Annotated in this window: 15 protein-coding genes; 5 read left to right on the top strand and 10 right to left on the bottom strand. The window is 66.1% G+C overall.

The window, feature by feature from the left end:
- The first annotated feature begins 19 nt into the window (after positions 1–19).
- The 4 genes from IB257_RS15135 to IB257_RS15120 are packed head-to-tail and all read left to right on the top strand — an operon-like array spanning position 20 to position 4,396.
- Positions 20–1,732 carry an iron ABC transporter permease gene (locus IB257_RS15135; protein WP_192492500.1) on the top strand — a complete coding sequence of 571 codons (1,713 nt, stop codon included), beginning with the start codon at positions 20–22 and terminating at the stop codon, positions 1,730–1,732.
- On the top strand, positions 1,729–2,814 hold the full coding sequence (locus IB257_RS15130; protein ID WP_054451372.1) for an ABC transporter ATP-binding protein: 1,086 nt from the start codon (positions 1,729–1,731) through the stop codon (positions 2,812–2,814). Before IB257_RS15135 ends, IB257_RS15130 begins: the two co-directional genes overlap by 4 nt.
- Before the next feature lie 10 nt (positions 2,815–2,824).
- The gene (locus IB257_RS15125; protein ID WP_054451373.1) at positions 2,825–3,733 is read left to right on the top strand and encodes a LysR family transcriptional regulator; all 909 of its coding nucleotides are present in this window, start codon (positions 2,825–2,827) and stop codon (positions 3,731–3,733) included.
- Between the two features lie 18 nt (positions 3,734–3,751).
- On the top strand, positions 3,752–4,396 hold the full coding sequence (locus IB257_RS15120) for a histidine phosphatase family protein (RefSeq protein WP_013395601.1): 645 nt from the start codon (positions 3,752–3,754) through the stop codon (positions 4,394–4,396).
- A 4-nt stretch (positions 4,397–4,400) separates the two neighbouring features.
- Here IB257_RS15120 and IB257_RS15115 read toward each other — a convergent pair whose 3' ends face one another.
- From IB257_RS15115 to carA, 3 genes are all read right to left on the bottom strand, one after another.
- Entirely contained in the window at positions 4,401–5,165 is a 765-nt protein-coding gene (locus tag IB257_RS15115; RefSeq protein ID WP_054451375.1) for an SDR family oxidoreductase, read from the bottom strand.
- A gap of 89 nt (positions 5,166–5,254) precedes the next feature.
- On the bottom strand, positions 5,255–8,494 hold the full coding sequence (gene carB / locus IB257_RS15110) for a carbamoyl-phosphate synthase large subunit (protein ID WP_054451376.1): 3,240 nt from the start codon (positions 8,492–8,494) through the stop codon (positions 5,255–5,257).
- A gap of 10 nt (positions 8,495–8,504) precedes the next feature.
- A complete protein-coding gene (gene carA, locus IB257_RS15105; RefSeq protein ID WP_059380170.1) occupies positions 8,505–9,659 on the bottom strand; it encodes a glutamine-hydrolyzing carbamoyl-phosphate synthase small subunit in 1,155 nt (384 codons plus the stop codon).
- A 219-nt stretch (positions 9,660–9,878) separates the two neighbouring features.
- Between carA and tal the strand changes: the two genes are divergently transcribed.
- On the top strand, positions 9,879–10,832 hold the full coding sequence (gene tal, locus IB257_RS15100) for a transaldolase (RefSeq protein WP_192492499.1): 954 nt from the start codon (positions 9,879–9,881) through the stop codon (positions 10,830–10,832).
- A gap of 62 nt (positions 10,833–10,894) precedes the next feature.
- On the opposite strand, the gene IB257_RS15095 is transcribed toward tal, so the two are convergent.
- The 7 genes from IB257_RS15095 to IB257_RS15065 form a co-directional block, all read right to left on the bottom strand.
- The gene (locus IB257_RS15095; protein ID WP_054451379.1) at positions 10,895–11,422 is read right to left on the bottom strand and encodes a carboxymuconolactone decarboxylase family protein; all 528 of its coding nucleotides are present in this window, start codon (positions 11,420–11,422) and stop codon (positions 10,895–10,897) included.
- A 12-nt stretch (positions 11,423–11,434) separates the two neighbouring features.
- Positions 11,435–12,229 carry an ABC transporter permease gene (locus tag IB257_RS15090; RefSeq protein WP_054451381.1) on the bottom strand — a complete coding sequence of 265 codons (795 nt, stop codon included), beginning with the start codon at positions 12,227–12,229 and terminating at the stop codon, positions 11,435–11,437.
- 3 nt (positions 12,230–12,232) lie between these two features.
- On the bottom strand, positions 12,233–13,042 hold the full coding sequence (locus IB257_RS15085; protein WP_054451383.1) for an ABC transporter ATP-binding protein: 810 nt from the start codon (positions 13,040–13,042) through the stop codon (positions 12,233–12,235).
- A complete protein-coding gene (locus tag IB257_RS15080; protein WP_054451384.1) occupies positions 13,035–14,075 on the bottom strand; it encodes an ABC transporter substrate-binding protein in 1,041 nt (346 codons plus the stop codon). The genes IB257_RS15085 and IB257_RS15080 overlap by 8 nt, the downstream gene beginning before the upstream one ends.
- 11 nt (positions 14,076–14,086) lie before the next feature.
- Entirely contained in the window at positions 14,087–15,346 is a 1,260-nt protein-coding gene (locus tag IB257_RS15075) for a CaiB/BaiF CoA-transferase family protein (RefSeq protein ID WP_192492498.1), read from the bottom strand.
- A gap of 68 nt (positions 15,347–15,414) precedes the next feature.
- The gene (gene recR / locus IB257_RS15070; RefSeq protein ID WP_054451387.1) at positions 15,415–16,023 is read right to left on the bottom strand and encodes a recombination mediator RecR; all 609 of its coding nucleotides are present in this window, start codon (positions 16,021–16,023) and stop codon (positions 15,415–15,417) included.
- A 19-nt stretch (positions 16,024–16,042) separates the two neighbouring features.
- Positions 16,043–16,369, bottom strand: coding sequence for a YbaB/EbfC family nucleoid-associated protein (locus IB257_RS15065; protein WP_042794716.1), 327 nt, complete (start codon positions 16,367–16,369; stop codon positions 16,043–16,045).
- Between the last annotated feature and the right edge of the window lie 29 nt (positions 16,370–16,398).

The raw sequence follows: 16,398 nt of genomic DNA, 5'->3' as shown, positions 1-16,398 counted from the left end.
AACGATTTCGGGAATCTCGATGAATTCTTCGGGCCACTCGCGCCTGCCCGTCGGCCCCCTGCTGACGGCGCTACTGGTGTTCGGTTTTCTGCTGCTGTTCCTGGCCGTGCCGGTGGGCACGGTGTTCTACAGCGCCTTCGTGAACGCCGACGGCAGCTTCACCATGGGCCACTTCGGCGCCTTTTTCAACCAGCCGCTGATGAAGGAAGCCTTCTTCAACAGCCTGTACGTGGCGGGCTGGTCGGCGCTGCTGGCGTCCCTGATCGCCGTGCCGCTGGCGTACTTCACGGTGCGCTTCGATTTCCGCGGCGCGCTGCTGATCCAGACGCTGGGCGTGCTGCCGCTGATCATGCCGCCCTTCGTGGGCGCGGTCGCGATGCAGCTGATCTTCGGCCGCTCGGGCAGCGTGAACCTGCTGCTCAATGACTGGTTCGGCTTCACCATTCCGTTCATGGAAGGCCTGAACGGCGTCATCTTCGTGGAAGCGCTGCACTACTTTCCCTTCATCCTGATGAACCTGGTGGTGGCGCTGCGCAACATCGACGGCGCCATGGAAGAAGCGGCCTTCAACCTGGGTTCGCGGGGCTTTCGCCTGTTCCGCCGCGTGATCTTCCCGCTGGCCCTGCCCGGCTACGTGGCTGGCGCCTCGCTGGTGTTCGTCAAGGTGTTCGACGACCTGGGCACGCCGCTGGTGCTGGGCACCACCAACATGCTGGCGCCGCAAGCCTATCTGCGCATCACGCAGGTGGGCCTGGAGGACCCGTTGGGCTATGTGATCAGCGTGATCATGGTGGGCTTCTCGATCCTGGCGTTGTGGCTGTCGGCACGGGTCCTCAAGGGCCGCGATTACTCCACCCTGCAGAAGGGCGGCGGCTCCATCCAGAAGCGCAAACTGCGCCCGATGGAGAGCGTGCTGGCCAATGGCTGGATCATCCTGGTGCTGCTGCTGGTGCTGTCGCCGCACATGGGCGTATTGCTGCTGTCGCTGGCCAGCGTCTGGAGCTTTGCGCCGCTACCTGACGGCTACACGCTGGCGCATTACGCCGCGGTGTTCTCCGAGTCGCAAGGCATGATCGCCAACACCCTGCTCTATTGCGGCCTGGCCGCCGGCGTGGACGTGATCCTGGGGACTGCCATTGCCTACCTGATGCTGCGCACCCGCTTGCCGGCGCGCCAGTGGCTGGACTTCCTGGCTTCCGCGGCGCTGGCGATTCCAGGCATCGTGCTGGCCATCGGCTTTCTGCGCACCTTCCGCGGCATCGAGCTGCCCGGCACGGGCACGCTGCTGACCTCGTCGTGGATCATCATCATGATCGCGTACTCGGTGCGCCGGCTGCCCTACGCCCTGCGTTCCTGCGTGGCCTCGCTGCAGCAGATCAACATCTCGCTGGAAGAGGCGGCGCAATCGCTGGGCGCGACGCGCATGAGCACCATACGGCGCGTGGTGGTGCCGCTCATGGCGGGCGGCATGCTGGCGGGCTTCGTGACCAGCTTCGTGACGGCGGCCGTGGAACTGTCGGCCACCATCATGCTGGTGACCAAGGATAGCCAGGCGCCCATGAGCTACGGCATCTATCTGTACATGCAGAGCGCAGCGGGGCGGGGTCCCGGCGCCGCGCTCGGCGTCCTGGCGGTGGCCGCGGTGGCCATCGGCACGTATGTCTCGCACCTGCTGGTGGAGCGCGCCCAGTCGCGCCAGCGGCCGGCTCGCAATGAAGGGGAATCCGCATGAAGAAAGTCAGCGTCGAATGCCGCAACATCCGGCTGTCCTATGGCAAGACGGAAGTGCTCAAGGACGTCAACATCAGCATCGAACCCGGCGAGTTCTTCGCGCTGCTGGGCCCCTCGGGCTCGGGCAAGTCCACGCTGCTGCGGCTGATCGCCGGCTTCAACCGGCACAGCGCCGGGCAGTTGCTGGTGGACGGCAAGGACATCAGCGGCACGCCGCCCTGGAACCGCAACATCGGCATGGTGTTCCAGAACTATGCGCTGTGGCCGCACATGACGGTCTGGGACAACGTGGCCTTCGGCCTGGTCGAACGCAAGCTGCCGCGCGCCGAGATCCATGCCAAGGTGGAGGCCGCGCTGGACCTCGTCGGCCTGTCCCAGTATGGCAAGCGCCGCCCCAACCAGCTTTCCGGCGGGCAGCAGCAGCGCGTGGCCCTGGCGCGCACCATCGTGATCGAGCCGCAGGTGCTGCTGCTGGACGAGCCTCTGTCCAACCTGGACAAGAAGCTGCGTGTGCAGATGCGCCAGGACCTGCTCAGCCTGCAGCGCCGGCTTGGCATCACCACCATCTTCGTCACCCACGACCAGGAAGAGGCCATGACCACCGCCGACCGCATGGCGGTGCTGGACCATGGCGTGGTCCAGCAGATCGGCGCGCCCAGCACCTTGTTCGACTATCCGGTGAACCGTTTCGTCGCCAACTTCGTGGGCACGATGAACGTGCTGGAAGGCGACGTGCGCGAACGCACCAGCGGCAGCGTGGTGCTGGCGGTGGAAGGCGTGGGCGACCTGCACCTGCCGCTCACGGGCGAAGCGCCCGCCGCTACCCGGCTGGCGGCCAGCTTCCGCCCGCACACGGTACAGATCGAAATGGCGGACGGGCTGGGCGACGCGCGCTATGTGTGGCTGCCGGGCATCGTGGAAAGCAGCGAGTTCCTGGGCGAGTTCACCCGCTATCAGGTGCAGATCGGCGAGCAGCGGCTGACGGCGGACCAATCGCATCTGGCCGGGCTGTCGCCCTTCCCCATCGGCGCTCCGGTTTCCATCGGTCTCGAACCTACCCAAGTGCGGCTCCTGGCGGCCTAAACTCGGGGCCATGGAAATCTATCAGATCCGCGCCTTCGTCACCGTCGCCCGGCTGGGCAACCTGACGAAGGCGGCCGAGGCGCTGTCGCTGACCCAACCCGCCGTGACCGCGCAGATCAAGGCGCTGGAACAAAGCCTGGGCGTGGCCTTGTTCGACCGCAGCGGCGGCAGGCTGGCCTTGGCCAAGGCCGGCGAGGTGCTGCTGCCCACCGCCGAATCGCTGCTGGTGCTGGGCGCGCAGTTCAAATCCGAAGCCCAGCAGCTGCAAGGCAGCCTGCATGGGGCGGTCGAGCTGGGCGTGCCCAGCGAAAAGCCGGATTTCCTGCGCCTGGGCGAACTGGCCTCGGCCGTCACCCAGCGCCTGCCGCTGGTCGAGCTGAAGACCCAGACCCTGCCTGCCGCCGCGTTGGCGGAACAGGTCAGCACCGGCCGCCTGCCGGCGGCGCTGATCATCGCCGCGAATCCGCCGCGCGGCGTGCTTTGGCAGCCCCTGCGCAGCGTGCGCTACCGCATCGCCATGCCCAAGGAGCACGCCGCCGTGCTCAAGCGCGGCGGCTGGCGCGAGGTGGCGCAATTGCCCTGGCTGGACGGCCCCGCCGGCAGCCATACGCACCTGCTTTTGCGCGACATGTTCGAACGCCATGGCCTGTCGCCGCGCATCGTGATGCAGAATGACGACCAGGCCAACCTGGACGCGCTGGTGCGCGCGGGCGCCGGCTGCGCCCTGCTGCGCGAGGAAGCCGCGCTGGCCGGCGCGGCCTCGAACGACTTCATCGTCTGGGGCCAGGCGCGCGTGGACGCCATGCTGGGATTCATCCTGCCCTATGAGCGCGCTAGCGAGCCCGCGCTGGTCGCGTTAAGCTCGATCATTCAAACCATCTGGAAACCGCGCGCGCCCATCGCGTCCGGCCAGCTCTAAATCCGCATCAAGACCGTAATGACTGAAATCTGGTTCATCCGCCACGGCGAAACCGACTGGAACCGCCAGCGCCGCCTGCAAGGCTGGCAAGACATCCCCCTGAACGAATTCGGCGTCAACCAGGCCAGCCTGCTGGCCGCGCGCATGCGCGAAGAGGCTCGCCACACGCCCATCCACGCCATTTACAGCAGCGACCTGCAGCGCGCCCACGCCACCGCCGTGCCCGTGTCCGAACAGCTGGGCCTGCGCGTGCGCGTGGAGCCGGGCATCCGCGAGCGCGGCTTCGGCGTGCTGGAAGGCCTGGACCATGAACGCATCGATGTGCTGGCCCCCGAAGCCGCTGCCGCCTGGAAGAGCCGCGACCCGCTGCGCCCGCTGGACGGCGGCGAAACGCTGGGCCAATTCCAGTCCCGCGTCATTTCCACCGTGGACGACATCGCCAGCCGCCACGACGACGAACGCATCCTGATGTTCACGCACGGCGGCGTGCTGGACATCATCTGGCGCCATGCCTCGGGCGTGCCGTTGAACGGGCCGCGCGACGCCTCGCTGCTGAACGTCAGCATCAACCGCGTCGGCGTGCAGGGCCGTAAATGGCAGGTGCTGGACTGGGGCGACGTGGGCCACGTGACCGACGAAGTCGGCAACGACGTGGTGCCGTGAACGCTTAGCGCGCGCGGCGCGGCTTGCGCGGCGCGTTGCGCGCCAGCCTGTCGTAGACGGCATTGGGCAACAAGCGCATCAGCTTGGCCACGATGCCCATCTGCCACGGAATCACCACATAGGACGCGCCCCGCCCGATCGCGCTGCGCGCGCGGCGGGCGAAGGCGTCTGCTTCCATCAGGAAAGGCATGGAATACGGGTTGTGGGCCGTCATCGCCGTCTTGATGTAGCCGGGCGCGATCGTCACCACGTCTATGCCTTCGGCGGCCAGCTCCAGCCGCAGGCTTTCGCAATAGGTCACCACCGCCGACTTGGACGCGCTGTAGGCGCCCGCGCCCGGCAGCCCCCGCACCCCTGCCACGCTGGCGATGCCCACCAGCCTGCCCGACCCGGCCTGGCGCATGGACGCGATGAAGGGTTCGAAGGTTGCCACGGTGGCCAGCAGATTGGTGTCGACGATGGCCTTGAAGACGTCGTAGTCTTCGCCATGCTCGGTCAGGGTGCCGGCGCTGATGCCGGCGCTGGCGATGACCACGTCCACCCGGCCCTGGCAAAAGGCAATGAAATCCTGTGCCGCGGCATGCAGCGCCTGGCGGTCGCGCACGTCCACTGCATAGCAGCGGTGCTCGCCGGGCAGGCTGTCAGCCAGTTCGCGCAGCGCGTCCTCGCGCCGGCCCAGCAGGCCCAGCGTGGCGCCCGTGGACGCGTATTGCTGCGCCAAGGCGCGTCCCAGGCCGCTGCTGGCGCCGGTGATGAAGACTCTTTCCATGTGTGCCTGATGCCTGTCGTAGCGTTGCGGAATCGCGTTGCAAAAAAATAGGGCACGCTTTCGCGTGCCCTATTGTGTCGCTTGCCGGCTTAGCCTTGCAAGGAAGCGTGCAACTCCTGCAGCGGATACACCTGCAGGCCCAGGCCTTGGCGCAGGTATTGCATGCCTTCGACCGCGGCGCGGGCGCCGGCGATGGTCGTGAAGAAGGTCACGCGGGCGGCCAGCGCCTGGGTGCGGATGGTGCGCGAATCAGCGATGGCGTTACGGCGCTCTTCGACGGTGTTGATGACCAGCGAGATCTCGCCGTTCTTCACCATGTCGACGATGTGCGGACGGCCTTCGGTGACCTTGTTCACCAGTTGAACCGGAATGCCGGCGGCTTCGATCTCGGCAGCCGTGCCACGCGTGGCGACCAGCTTGAAGCCGAGCGCGTGCAGGCCGCGCGCCACTTCCACCGCCAGGGGCTTGTCCTGGTTCTTGACGCTGATGAACACCGTGCCGGATTCCGGCAGGCGCACACCCGCGGCCAGCTGCGACTTGACGAAGGCTTCGCCGAAGCTCGTGCCCACGCCCATCACTTCGCCGGTCGACTTCATTTCCGGACCCAGGATGGTGTCCACGCCCGGGAACTTCACGAACGGGAACACGGCTTCCTTGACCGAGAAGTAAGGCGGCACGACTTCCTTGGTGATGCCTTGCGCAGCCAGGGTCTGGCCGGCCATGGCGCGCGCGGCGATCTTGGCCAGTTGCAGGCCGGTGGCCTTGGAAACGTAGGGCACCGTGCGCGAAGCGCGCGGGTTCACTTCCAGCACGTAGACGTCGCCACCCTGGATCGCGAACTGCACGTTCATCAGGCCGCTGACGTTCAATGCCTTGGCCATCATCGTGGTCTGGCGCTTGATCTCGGCGATGACTTCCGCCGACAGCGAGTACGGAGGCAGGCTGCAAGCCGAGTCGCCCGAGTGCACGCCGGCCTGCTCGATGTGTTCCATGACGCCGCCGATGAAGACGGTTTCACCGTCGGCCAGGCAGTCCACGTCCACTTCGGTGGCGTTGTTCAGGAAGCGGTCCAGCAGCACCGGCGAGTCATTGCTGACCTTCACGGCCTCGCGCATGTAGCGCTCGAGGTCCTGCTGCTCGTGCACGATTTCCATGGCGCGGCCGCCCAGCACATAGCTGGGACGCACGACCAGGGGATAGCCGATTTCGGCGGCGTGGGCCAGGGCCTCGCCTTCGGTGCGCGCAGTGCGGTTGGGCGGCTGGCGCAGGCCGAGCTTGTTGAGCAGCTTCTGGAAGCGCTCGCGGTCTTCGGCCACGTCGATGGATTCAGGGCTGGTGCCGATGATGGGCACGCCGTTGGCTTCCAGGGCGCGCGCCAGCTTCAGCGGGGTCTGGCCGCCGTACTGGACGATCATGCCGACCGGGTTTTCCTTGTGGACGATCTCGAGCACGTCTTCGAGCGTCAGCGGCTCGAAGTACAGGCGATCCGAGGTGTCGTAGTCGGTGGACACGGTTTCCGGGTTGCAGTTGACCATGATGGTCTCGTACCCGTCATCGCGCAGCGCCAGCGCGGCGTGCACGCAGCAATAATCGAATTCAATGCCCTGGCCGATGCGGTTCGGACCGCCGCCCAGCACCACGATCTTCTTGCGGTCGGTGGGCGCGGCCTCGCACTCTTCCTCGTAGGTCGAGTACATGTAGGCCGTGCGGGTGGCGAATTCGGCGGCGCAGGTGTCGACGCGCTTGTAGACCGGACGCACGTTCAGCTGGTGGCGCAGCTTGCGCACTTCGGATTCCGAGGAATCCAGCAGGAAGGCCAGGCGGCGGTCGGAGAAACCGCGGCGCTTGAGTTCCCACAGCGTGGCGTAGTCCAGGTCAGCCAGCGTCTTCTGTTCCAGCGCCAGCTCGATGTCGACGATTTCCTTGATCTGCGACAGGAACCACGGATCGATGTGCGTGATGTTGTGCACTTCGTCCAGCGTGAAACCCTGCGCGAAGGCATCGCCCACGTACCAGATGCGTTCCGGACCGGGTTCGCCCAGTTCGACCTGCAGCTTTTCGCGGTCGGTGGTCTTCTGGTTCAGGCCGTCCACGCCCACTTCCAGGCCGCGCAGCGCCTTCTGGAAGGATTCCTGGAAGGTGCGGCCAATGGCCATGACTTCACCCACGGACTTCATCTGGGTGGTCAGGCGCGCGTCGGCAGTGGGGAATTTTTCGAAGGCAAAACGCGGCACCTTGGTGACCACGTAGTCGATCGAGGGCTCGAACGAGGCGGGCGTGGCGCCGCCGGTGATTTCGTTCTTGAGCTCGTCCAGCGTGTAGCCCACGGCCAGGCGCGCGGCGACCTTGGCGATGGGGAAGCCGGTAGCCTTGGACGCCAGCGCCGACGAACGCGACACGCGCGGGTTCATCTCGATGACGATCATGCGGCCGTTCTTGGGATTGACGGCGAACTGCACGTTCGAGCCGCCCGTATCCACGCCGATCTCGCGCAACACCGCGATCGATGCGTTACGCATGATCTGGTATTCCTTGTCGGTCAGCGTCTGAGCCGGCGCCACGGTGATGGAGTCGCCCGTGTGCACGCCCATCGGGTCCAGGTTTTCGATGGAGCAGACGATGATGCAGTTGTCCGCCTTGTCGCGGACCACTTCCATCTCGAATTCCTTCCAGCCCAGCAGCGACTCTTCGATCAGCAGTTCGCTGGTGGGCGAAGCTTCCAGGCCGCGGCGGCAGATGGTTTCGAATTCTTCGGCGTTGTAGGCGATGCCGCCGCCCGAACCGCCCATGGTGAAGCTGGGGCGGATCACGGCGGGGAAACCGGAGGTGCCGACTTCGGCCGCGATGCGGCGCTGCACTTCCCAGGCTTCGTCCATGCTGTGGGCGACGCCCGACTTGGCCGATTCCAGGCCGATGTCGGTCATGGCCTGCTTGAACTTCTGGCGGTCTTCGGCCTTTTCGATGGCGTGCTCGTTGGCGCCGATCAGCTCGACGTTGTGCTTCTTCAGCACGCCGTGGTGGGCCAGGTCCAGGGCGCAGTTCAGCGCGGTCTGGCCGCCCATGGTGGGCAGCAGCGCATCGGGCTTTTCACGCTCGATGATCTTTTCGACGGCTTGCCAGGTGATGGGCTCGATGTAGGTGACGTCGGCCGTTTCCGGATCCGTCATGATCGTGGCCGGGTTGCTGTTCACCAGGATGGTGCGGTAGCCCTCTGCCTTGAGCGCCTTGCACGCCTGTGCGCCGGAATAGTCGAATTCGCAGGCCTGCCCGATGATGATGGGGCCGGCGCCGATGATGAGTATGCTTTTTAGGTCTGTACGCTTGGGCATGATGCAATCTTTACTTTTGGCCGGACATCAGGGCGATGAACTTGTCGAACAGTTCAAGGATGTCGTGCGGACCCGGGCTGGCTTCGGGGTGACCCTGGAAGCAGAAGGCCGGGCGGTCGGTGAGCTCGAAGCCCTGCAGCGTGCCGTCGAACAGCGAGACGTGCGTCACGCGCGCGTTGGCCGGCAGGCTTGCCGCGTCGACAGCGAAACCGTGGTTCTGGCTGGTGATGAACACGCGCTTGGACTGGAGGTCCTGCACGGGGTGGTTGGCGCCGTGGTGGCCGGTCTTCATCTTGAGCGTCTTGCCGCCCAGCGCCAGGCCCATGATCTGGTGGCCCAGGCAGATGCCGAACACCGGCAGCTTCTTGTCCAGGAAGGCGCGCGTGGCTTCGATCGCGTAGTCGCAGGGCTCGGGGTCGCCAGGGCCGTTGGACAGGAACACGCCGTCAGGATTGAGCTTCAAGACTTCCTCGGCGCTGGTCTGGGCCGGCACCACCGTCAGGCGGCAGCCGCGGTCGGCCAGCAGGCGCAGGATGTTGGTCTTGATGCCGAAGTCGTAGGCCACGACGTGGAACTTGGACTGGTCGGGCTTGGAGAAGCCCTCGCCCAGCTGCCAGGTGCCTTCGGTCCATTCGGCGCGATCCTTGAGCGACACCACCTTGGCCAGGTCCTGGCCGGCCATGCCGGCAAAACCGCGGGCCAGCTCGACGGCGCGCTCGGCGTCGGTGCCGACGAAGATGCAGGCGCCCTGGGCGCCCTTTTCACGCAGGATGCGGGTGAGCTTGCGGGTGTCGATGCCGGAAATGGCGACGACGCCTTGCTCGGAGAGGTACTCAGGCAACGATTGCGTGGAACGGAAGTTCGACACGCGGGCGGGACAGTCGCGGACCACCAGGCCGGCGGCAAAGACGCGCTTGGCTTCCACGTCTTCGGCGTTGACGCCGGTATTGCCGATGTGCGGATAGGTCAGCGTGACGATCTGGCCGCTATAGCTGGGATCGGTGAGAATTTCCTGGTACCCGGTCATCGCGGTGTTGAACACCACTTCGGCAACGGTATGCCCAGGCGCACCGATCGACACGCCTCGAAAAATGGTACCGTCCGCCAGAGCCAGAATTGCAGGAGGGAAGCGGTTGATCCCCTCGGGAAAGAGTTGCGGCAGCACAGTAAACCCCGGTTTTAGAATCGATAATCAAACCTTCGGATTATACCTTGAGCGGCCGTTTTTCTCGGGGAACCGCGCCAAATAAGGCCGGAAACGGGGTTTTGGCCTGTTTTTCCGCGTCCCGCCGTCCCCCTCCGCCGTCCGGCCGGCAGCGCGCCTGCGGCCTCGGTGATACGCTAGGACACCTTCAACCCTAGCCTGCAGCGAGCCGTACCGTCCATGCCCAGCCAACTTGACGCCCTGCGCAACCACACCACCGTCGTCGCCGACACGGGGGATTTCGAAGCGATGAAGGCGTTGCGTCCCACCGACGCCACCACAAACCCGTCCCTAATTCTTAAGGCCGTCCAGCAGGACGCCTACCGTCCCCTGCTGGAAAAGACCGCGCGCGAACACCGCGGCGCGCCCACTGCCGAACTCATGGATCGCCTGCTGGTGGCCTTTGGCCGCGCCATCCTGGACATCGTGCCCGGCCGCGTGTCGACTGAAGTCGACGCCCGCCTGTCCTTCGACACCCGCGCCACCATCGAACGCGCCCGCAGCCTGATCGCCCTGTACGAAGCCGCTGGCGTGCCGCGCGAGCGCGTGCTGATCAAGATCGCCTCGACCTGGGAAGGCATCCAGGCGGCCCGCGCCCTGCAATCGGAAGGCGTGCGCTGCAACCTGACCCTGCTGTTCTCGCTGCCGCAGGCCGTGGCCTGCGCCGATGCCCGCGTGCAGCTGATCTCGCCCTTCGTCGGCCGCATCTACGACTGGCACAAGAAGTCCGCCGGCGCCAACTGGGTCGAGGCCGACAATGCCGGGGCGCGCGATCCCGGCGTGCTGTCCGTCACGCGGATCTACCAGTACTACAAGCACTTCGACATCCCCACGGAAATCATGGGTGCGAGCTTCCGCAACGTGGGCCAGATCCTGGCGCTGTCGGGCTGCGACCTGCTGACCATCAGCCCCGAGCTGCTGACCAAGCTGGCCGGCACCGAGGGCGACGCGCCCGCGCAATTGCGCGCCGACGACGTGCCCGCCAACATGGCCCGCATTGGCGCGGACGAGGTCACCTTCCGCACCCTGCTCAACGAGGATGCGATGGCCAGCGAAAAGCTGTCGGAAGGCATCCGCCTGTTCGTGGCGGACGCGGTCAAGCTGGATGCGTTGATCGAGGCGCAGCGCGCCTGAGCGCGACTTTCCTCTGCCACATCCGCAAGCATGCGCGCGGCCCTTGCGGCCGCGCGCGTGCGTCAGCGGTGATCGTGTGAATGCACCTGCAGCGCTTCCAGGAAGCGCGACACCATGTTGTAGGCCGCCACCGTCGCGGTCAGCTCCACGATGAGCTTTTCGGAGCCCATCGCCGCCTTCGCCGCCTGGAACACCGGTTCCGGCACCTGCACCTGTCGCGTCATGGCATCGGTGTAGGCCAGCACCGCCCTTTCGCGTTCATCGAACAGATCTGACGCTTCCCAATCATTGAGCGCGTCCAGCTGCGCTTGCGAAACGCCTTCCTTCAGCGCGATCGGCGCATGCTGGTCGGCCTCGTAGGGCGCGCCGTTGATGGCCGCCACGCGCATGATGACCAGCTCGCGCAGATCGCCAGGCAAGGTGCTGAGCTGGCGGATCGAGGTCAGGTAATTGAGCCAGCCGCCGGCCACCGCGGGGCTGTGCAGCAGCATCTGGTACAGGTGCAGGACGCTGCCGCGTTCGGCGACGATGCGGTCGACCAGAGGCTTGGCTTCGGGATGGGTCAGGTCGGCGTAGGGTAGACGGGCCATGGGAAACTCCGGTCAGATCTTTTCGGTTTCGCCGGACCTGGGCTGCCATTTCATCAGCCGCTTTTCGCCCATGCCGACGATGGCGTCCAGCACCAGCGCAAAAGCCGTGAGCACGATGATGCCCGCGAACACGGTGTTGACGTCGAAAGTGCCTTCGGCCTGCAGGATCAGGTAGCCCACGCCGCTGGCCGAGCCCAGATACTCGCCCACCACCGCGCCCACGAAGGCCAGGCCCACGGAGGTATGCAGGCTGGAAAACACCCAGCTGGTGGCAGACGGCAGGTAAACGTGCCGCAACAGCTGGCGGCGGCGCGCGCCCAGCATCCTGGCGTTGTCCAGCAAGGTGGGGCTGACTTCGCGCACGCCCTGGTAGACATTGAAGAACACGATGAAGAACACCAGCGTCACGGCCAGCGCCACCTTGGACCAGATGCCCAGGCCGAACCACATGCCGAAGATGGGCGCCAGGATGACGCGCGGCATCGAGTTGGCGGCCTTGATGTAGGGATCGAGGATCGCGCTTGCGCCGGGCGACAGACCCAGCCACAGGCCAAAGGCCAGGCCGGCGATGGTGCCGATGAAAAACGCCAGCACGGTTTCGGTCAGCGTCACGCCCAGGTGGGTATAGATGTCCGCGTTGGTCACGAACCAGGCCCAGATGCGGCCCCACACTTTCAGCGGTTCGCCGAAAAAGAAGGCCACCTTGGGATCGCGCGACGCGAAATGCCAAACGAGAAGAATGATGACGAGCAGCAGCAACTGCCAGAAGCGCAGGCTGGCCGAACCGGGTTTGATCAGCTTGGACATGGCCTAGGCTCGCTTCTGTTGGGCGTAGCCCTTAAGAACTTCTTCGCGCAGCACGCCCCAGATGGCGGAGTGCAGCTCCACGAAGCGCGGATGCGTGCGCACTTCGGCCACGTCGCGCGGACGCGGCAGGTCGATGGCGAATTCGCCGATGGGGTGCGTGCCGGGCCCTGCCGACAGCACCACCACGCGATCGCTCATGGCGATGGCCTCGTCCAGGTCGTGCGTGATGAAGAGCACGGCCTTGCGCTTGGCCATCCACAGGTCCAGGACCTCGTTCTCCATGAGCTGGCGCGTCTGGATGTCCAGCGCCGAGAACGGCTCGTCCATCAGGATGATGTCGGGATCGCGGATCAGCGTCTGCGCCAGCATCGTGCGCTTGCGCATGCCGCCCGACATCTGATGCGGATAACGGCCCTCGAAGCCGCCCAGGCCCACGCGGCGCATCCATTCGCGGCCGCGCTCCAGCGCCTGTTGCCGAGGCACGCCGGCAAAGTCCAGGCCCGCCACCACGTTGTCCAGCGCGCTGCGCCAGGGCAGCAGGGCCTCGCCCTGGAACATGTAGCCGGCCCGCTCATTGATGCCGGACAGGGGCTGCCCGAACACCTTCACGCTGCCCGAGGACGGCGCCAGCAAGCCGGCGCTGACGTTGAGCAGGGTGGACTTGCCGCATCCGGTCGGACCCACCACCGACACGAACTCCCCTGGCGCGATGGCCAGGGTCGTGTCGCTGACGGCGGTGTAGCGCTGCGAGCGGTCGTCGCGGGAGACAAAGGTGCAGCTGATGTTTTCCAGCGACAGCGCGGCTTCAGCCATTGGGGTACTTCTCGTTGGCGCGGCGCGCGTAGTCGTTGGTCCAGACCTTGGACGGGTCGATCTTGGAGCCGTCGAAATCCGCCTGGTAGGCAGCCAGCGCCTTGAGCGCAGTGGCGGCGCCATCCTCGGGGATCAGGCCGTCCGGCGACAGGCCTTCCAGGCTCTTGGCGATGGCGGCCTTGTAGACGGCCGGATCGCCCAGCAGATAGGTTTCCGGCACGACCTTGGCGATTTCGTCGGCGCCGGCCTTCTGGATCCACTTGTCGGCGCGCACCAGCGCGTTGGCCAGGGCCTGGGTGGTGTTGGGATTGGCGTCAAGGAAGGCCTGCGGGGCGTACAGGCAGCCCGCCGGCATGTTGCCGCCGAAGATTTCCTTGGTGTCCTTGAGCGTGCGCGTATCGACGATGATCTGGATGTCGCCCGGCATTTCCAGCATCGACACCACGGGGTCGGTGTTGGAGATGGCGTCGATCTGGCCGCTGCGCAGCGCGGTCACTGCGCCGGCGCCGGCGCCCACGCCGATGATGGACACATCCGAGGCCTTCAGGCCGTGCTTGGCGAGGAAGAAGCTGACCACCATGTTGGTGGACGAGCCCGGCGCGGTCACGCCGATCTTCTTGCCCTTCAGGTCGGCGGCGCTCTTGTAGTTGGGCAGGTTCTTCTTGGACACGCCCACGCCTATCATCGGCGCGCGGCCCTGCAGCACGAAGGCGCGGTAGGCCTGGCCCTTGGATTGCATGGACAAAGTGTGTTCGAACGCGCCCGACACGATGTCGGCGCTGCCTCCCACTACGGCCTGCAAGGCCTTGGAGCCACCCGCGAAGTCGGCGATGCTGACGTCCAGCCCTTCGTCCTTGAAGTAGCCGCGGGCTTCCGCGATGGACAGGGGGAGATAGTAGATCAGCGGCTTGCCGCCGACTGCGATCTGGACCTTGGTCTTCTCCAGCTTCTGCGCGCGCACGATGGCGGGCGCCATGCCCATGACGCCGGCGGCGCCGGCCATCTTGAGCAGATCACGGCGAGTGACTGACATGTGCTTGTCTCCTAGTTGTCGGGCAGACCGATAGCGCCGGTCTTTGCCAGCTCTTCTATAGCCGCTGAATCATACCCCAGCGATTTCAGGACTTCCTCGGTATGTTCCCCTAATACGGGCCCCACCCAGCGCGTCTCGCCGGGCGTCTCCGACAGCTTGGGCACGACGGCCGGCAGCTTGACCGGCGTGCCGTCAGGGAAGCGGTGCTGCTCTATCATGCGGCGCGCCAGGAACTGCGGATCGCTGAACATGTCGGCCACGCTGTAGATCTTGCCCACCGGCACGTCGGCGCCCTTCAGCGCGCCCAGCGCCTCTTCGATGCCGCGCGCGCCGCACCACTGCTGGATGGCGCCGTCGATCTCGTCCACGCGCTTGGCGCGGCCGTCGTTGCGCACCAACCCCGGATCCGTGGCCAGATCGTCACGGCCGATGGCGCGCATCAGCCGGTGGAAGATCGCGTCGCCGTTGCCGGCGATGACGATGTTCTGGCCATCGCGGGTGGTGTAGGTATTCGAAGGCACGATGCCGGGCAGCGCGCCGCCAGTACGCTCGCGCACCACGCCGGCCACGTCGTACTCTGGCACCAGGCTTTCCATCATGTTGAACACGGCCTCGTACAGCGCCACGTCCACCATCTGGCCCTGCCCCGCCTGGCACTTCGCGCCCTGCTTGCCGTTCCAGCGCCCGCCGGTGGCGTCGCGGTGCCGCAGCGCCATCATCGCGCCGATCACGCCGTGCAAGGCGGCGATGGAATCGCCGATGGAGATGCCCACGCGCAGGGGCGGCCGGTCGGGATGGCCCGACACGTAGCGCAGCCCGCCCATGGATTCGCCGATGGCGCCAAAGCCCGGCTGGTCCTTCATGGGCCCCGTCTGCCCATAGCCGGACAGGCGCACCATGATGAGCGCGGGGTTGATGGCGCGCAGCTGCTCGTAGCCCAGCCCCCACTTCTCCAGCACGCCCGGCCGGTAGTTCTCGACCACCACGTCGGCGTCCAGCGCCAGCTTGCGGGCGATCTCCCGCGCGCGTGGATCTTTCAGGTTGAGTGCGATGGATTGCTTGTTGCGGGCCTGCACCGTCCACCAAAGGGAATTGCCCTCGTGCAGATGGCGCCAGCTGCGGATGGGGTCGCCGCCGCCCGTGCCGTCAGGCCCGTGGGGCGTTTCCACCTTGATGACATCGGCGCCGAATTCGCCGAAGATGCGCGCGGCGAACGGGCCGGCAATGAGCGTGCCGAGTTCCAGGACCTTCAGTCCGGTCAGCGCTGACATGGCTTGTCTTCCTCACGGTTTTTGCCGTTGCCGATACGTTGCCGGCAAGGCGTTCTGGCACTGCGGAATCAGGTGGTCTTGCGCTCCATCAGGGCCCAGGCGATGGTCCCGGCGTCGACGTATTCCAGCTCGCTGCCGGCAGGCACGCCGCGCGCCAGCCGCGTGACCCGCAGGCCGCGCTCGCCCAGCGCTTCGCCCAGGAAGTGGGCGGTGGTTTCGCCTTCGGCGGTGAAGTTGGTGGCCAGGATGACCTCCTGCACCACGCCGTCGGTCGCGCGCTTGATCACCCGCTCGAAATCCAGCTCGCGCGGACCAATCCCTTCGAGCGGCGCGACGCGGCCCATCAGCACGTAATACAGGCCGCGATAGCCGTGGCTGGACTCGATCATGTTCTGATCGGCCGGCGTCTCGACGATGCACAGCAGCGAGGGATCGCGCTTGGGATTGATGCAGGTGCCGCAGACTTCCTCTTCCGAGAAACTGTTGCAGCGGGCGCAATGCTTCAGGTCCCGCACCGCGCCCGCCAACGCCTGCCCCAGCATGTCCGCGCCTTGCGGGTCATGCTGCAGCAGGTGATAGGCCATGCGCCGGGCAGAACGCACCCCCACGCCGGGCAGGCGCCGCAGCGCCTCGATCAGCGAGACGAGCGGCTCGGGTTCAGGCAGTAGCGGGTCCATTGCGGCCTTGGGGCTGCGTTCAGAACGGCAGCTTCATGCCCGGGGGCAGCGGCATGCCGGCGGTGACCGAGGCCATTTTTTCCTGCGAGGTGGCTTCGGCCTTGCGCAGCGCGTCGTTGAACGCGGCGGCGACCAGGTCTTCCAGCATGTCCTTGTCGTCGCCCAGCAGCGACGGATCGATGGCCACGCGCTTGACGTCGTGGCGGCAGGTCATGGTGACCTTGACCAGGCCGCCGCCGGAGGCGCCTTCGACCTGGATCTCGGCCAGCGCGTCCTGCGCCTTCTTCATGTTTTCCTGCATTTGCTGCGCCTGGCGCATCAGGCCGGCCAGTTGTCCTTTCATCATGATCGATGCTTCCTTGAACGAGGGGAATG

This window comes from Achromobacter sp. ACM03 (assembly GCF_014851665.1).
In the GTDB taxonomy this organism is placed as follows: Bacteria; Pseudomonadota; Gammaproteobacteria; order Burkholderiales; family Burkholderiaceae_B; genus Achromobacter; species Achromobacter aegrifaciens.
The sequence above is the reverse complement of the archived record's forward strand: the minus strand, read 5'-3'. Positions and strand labels throughout refer to the sequence as shown.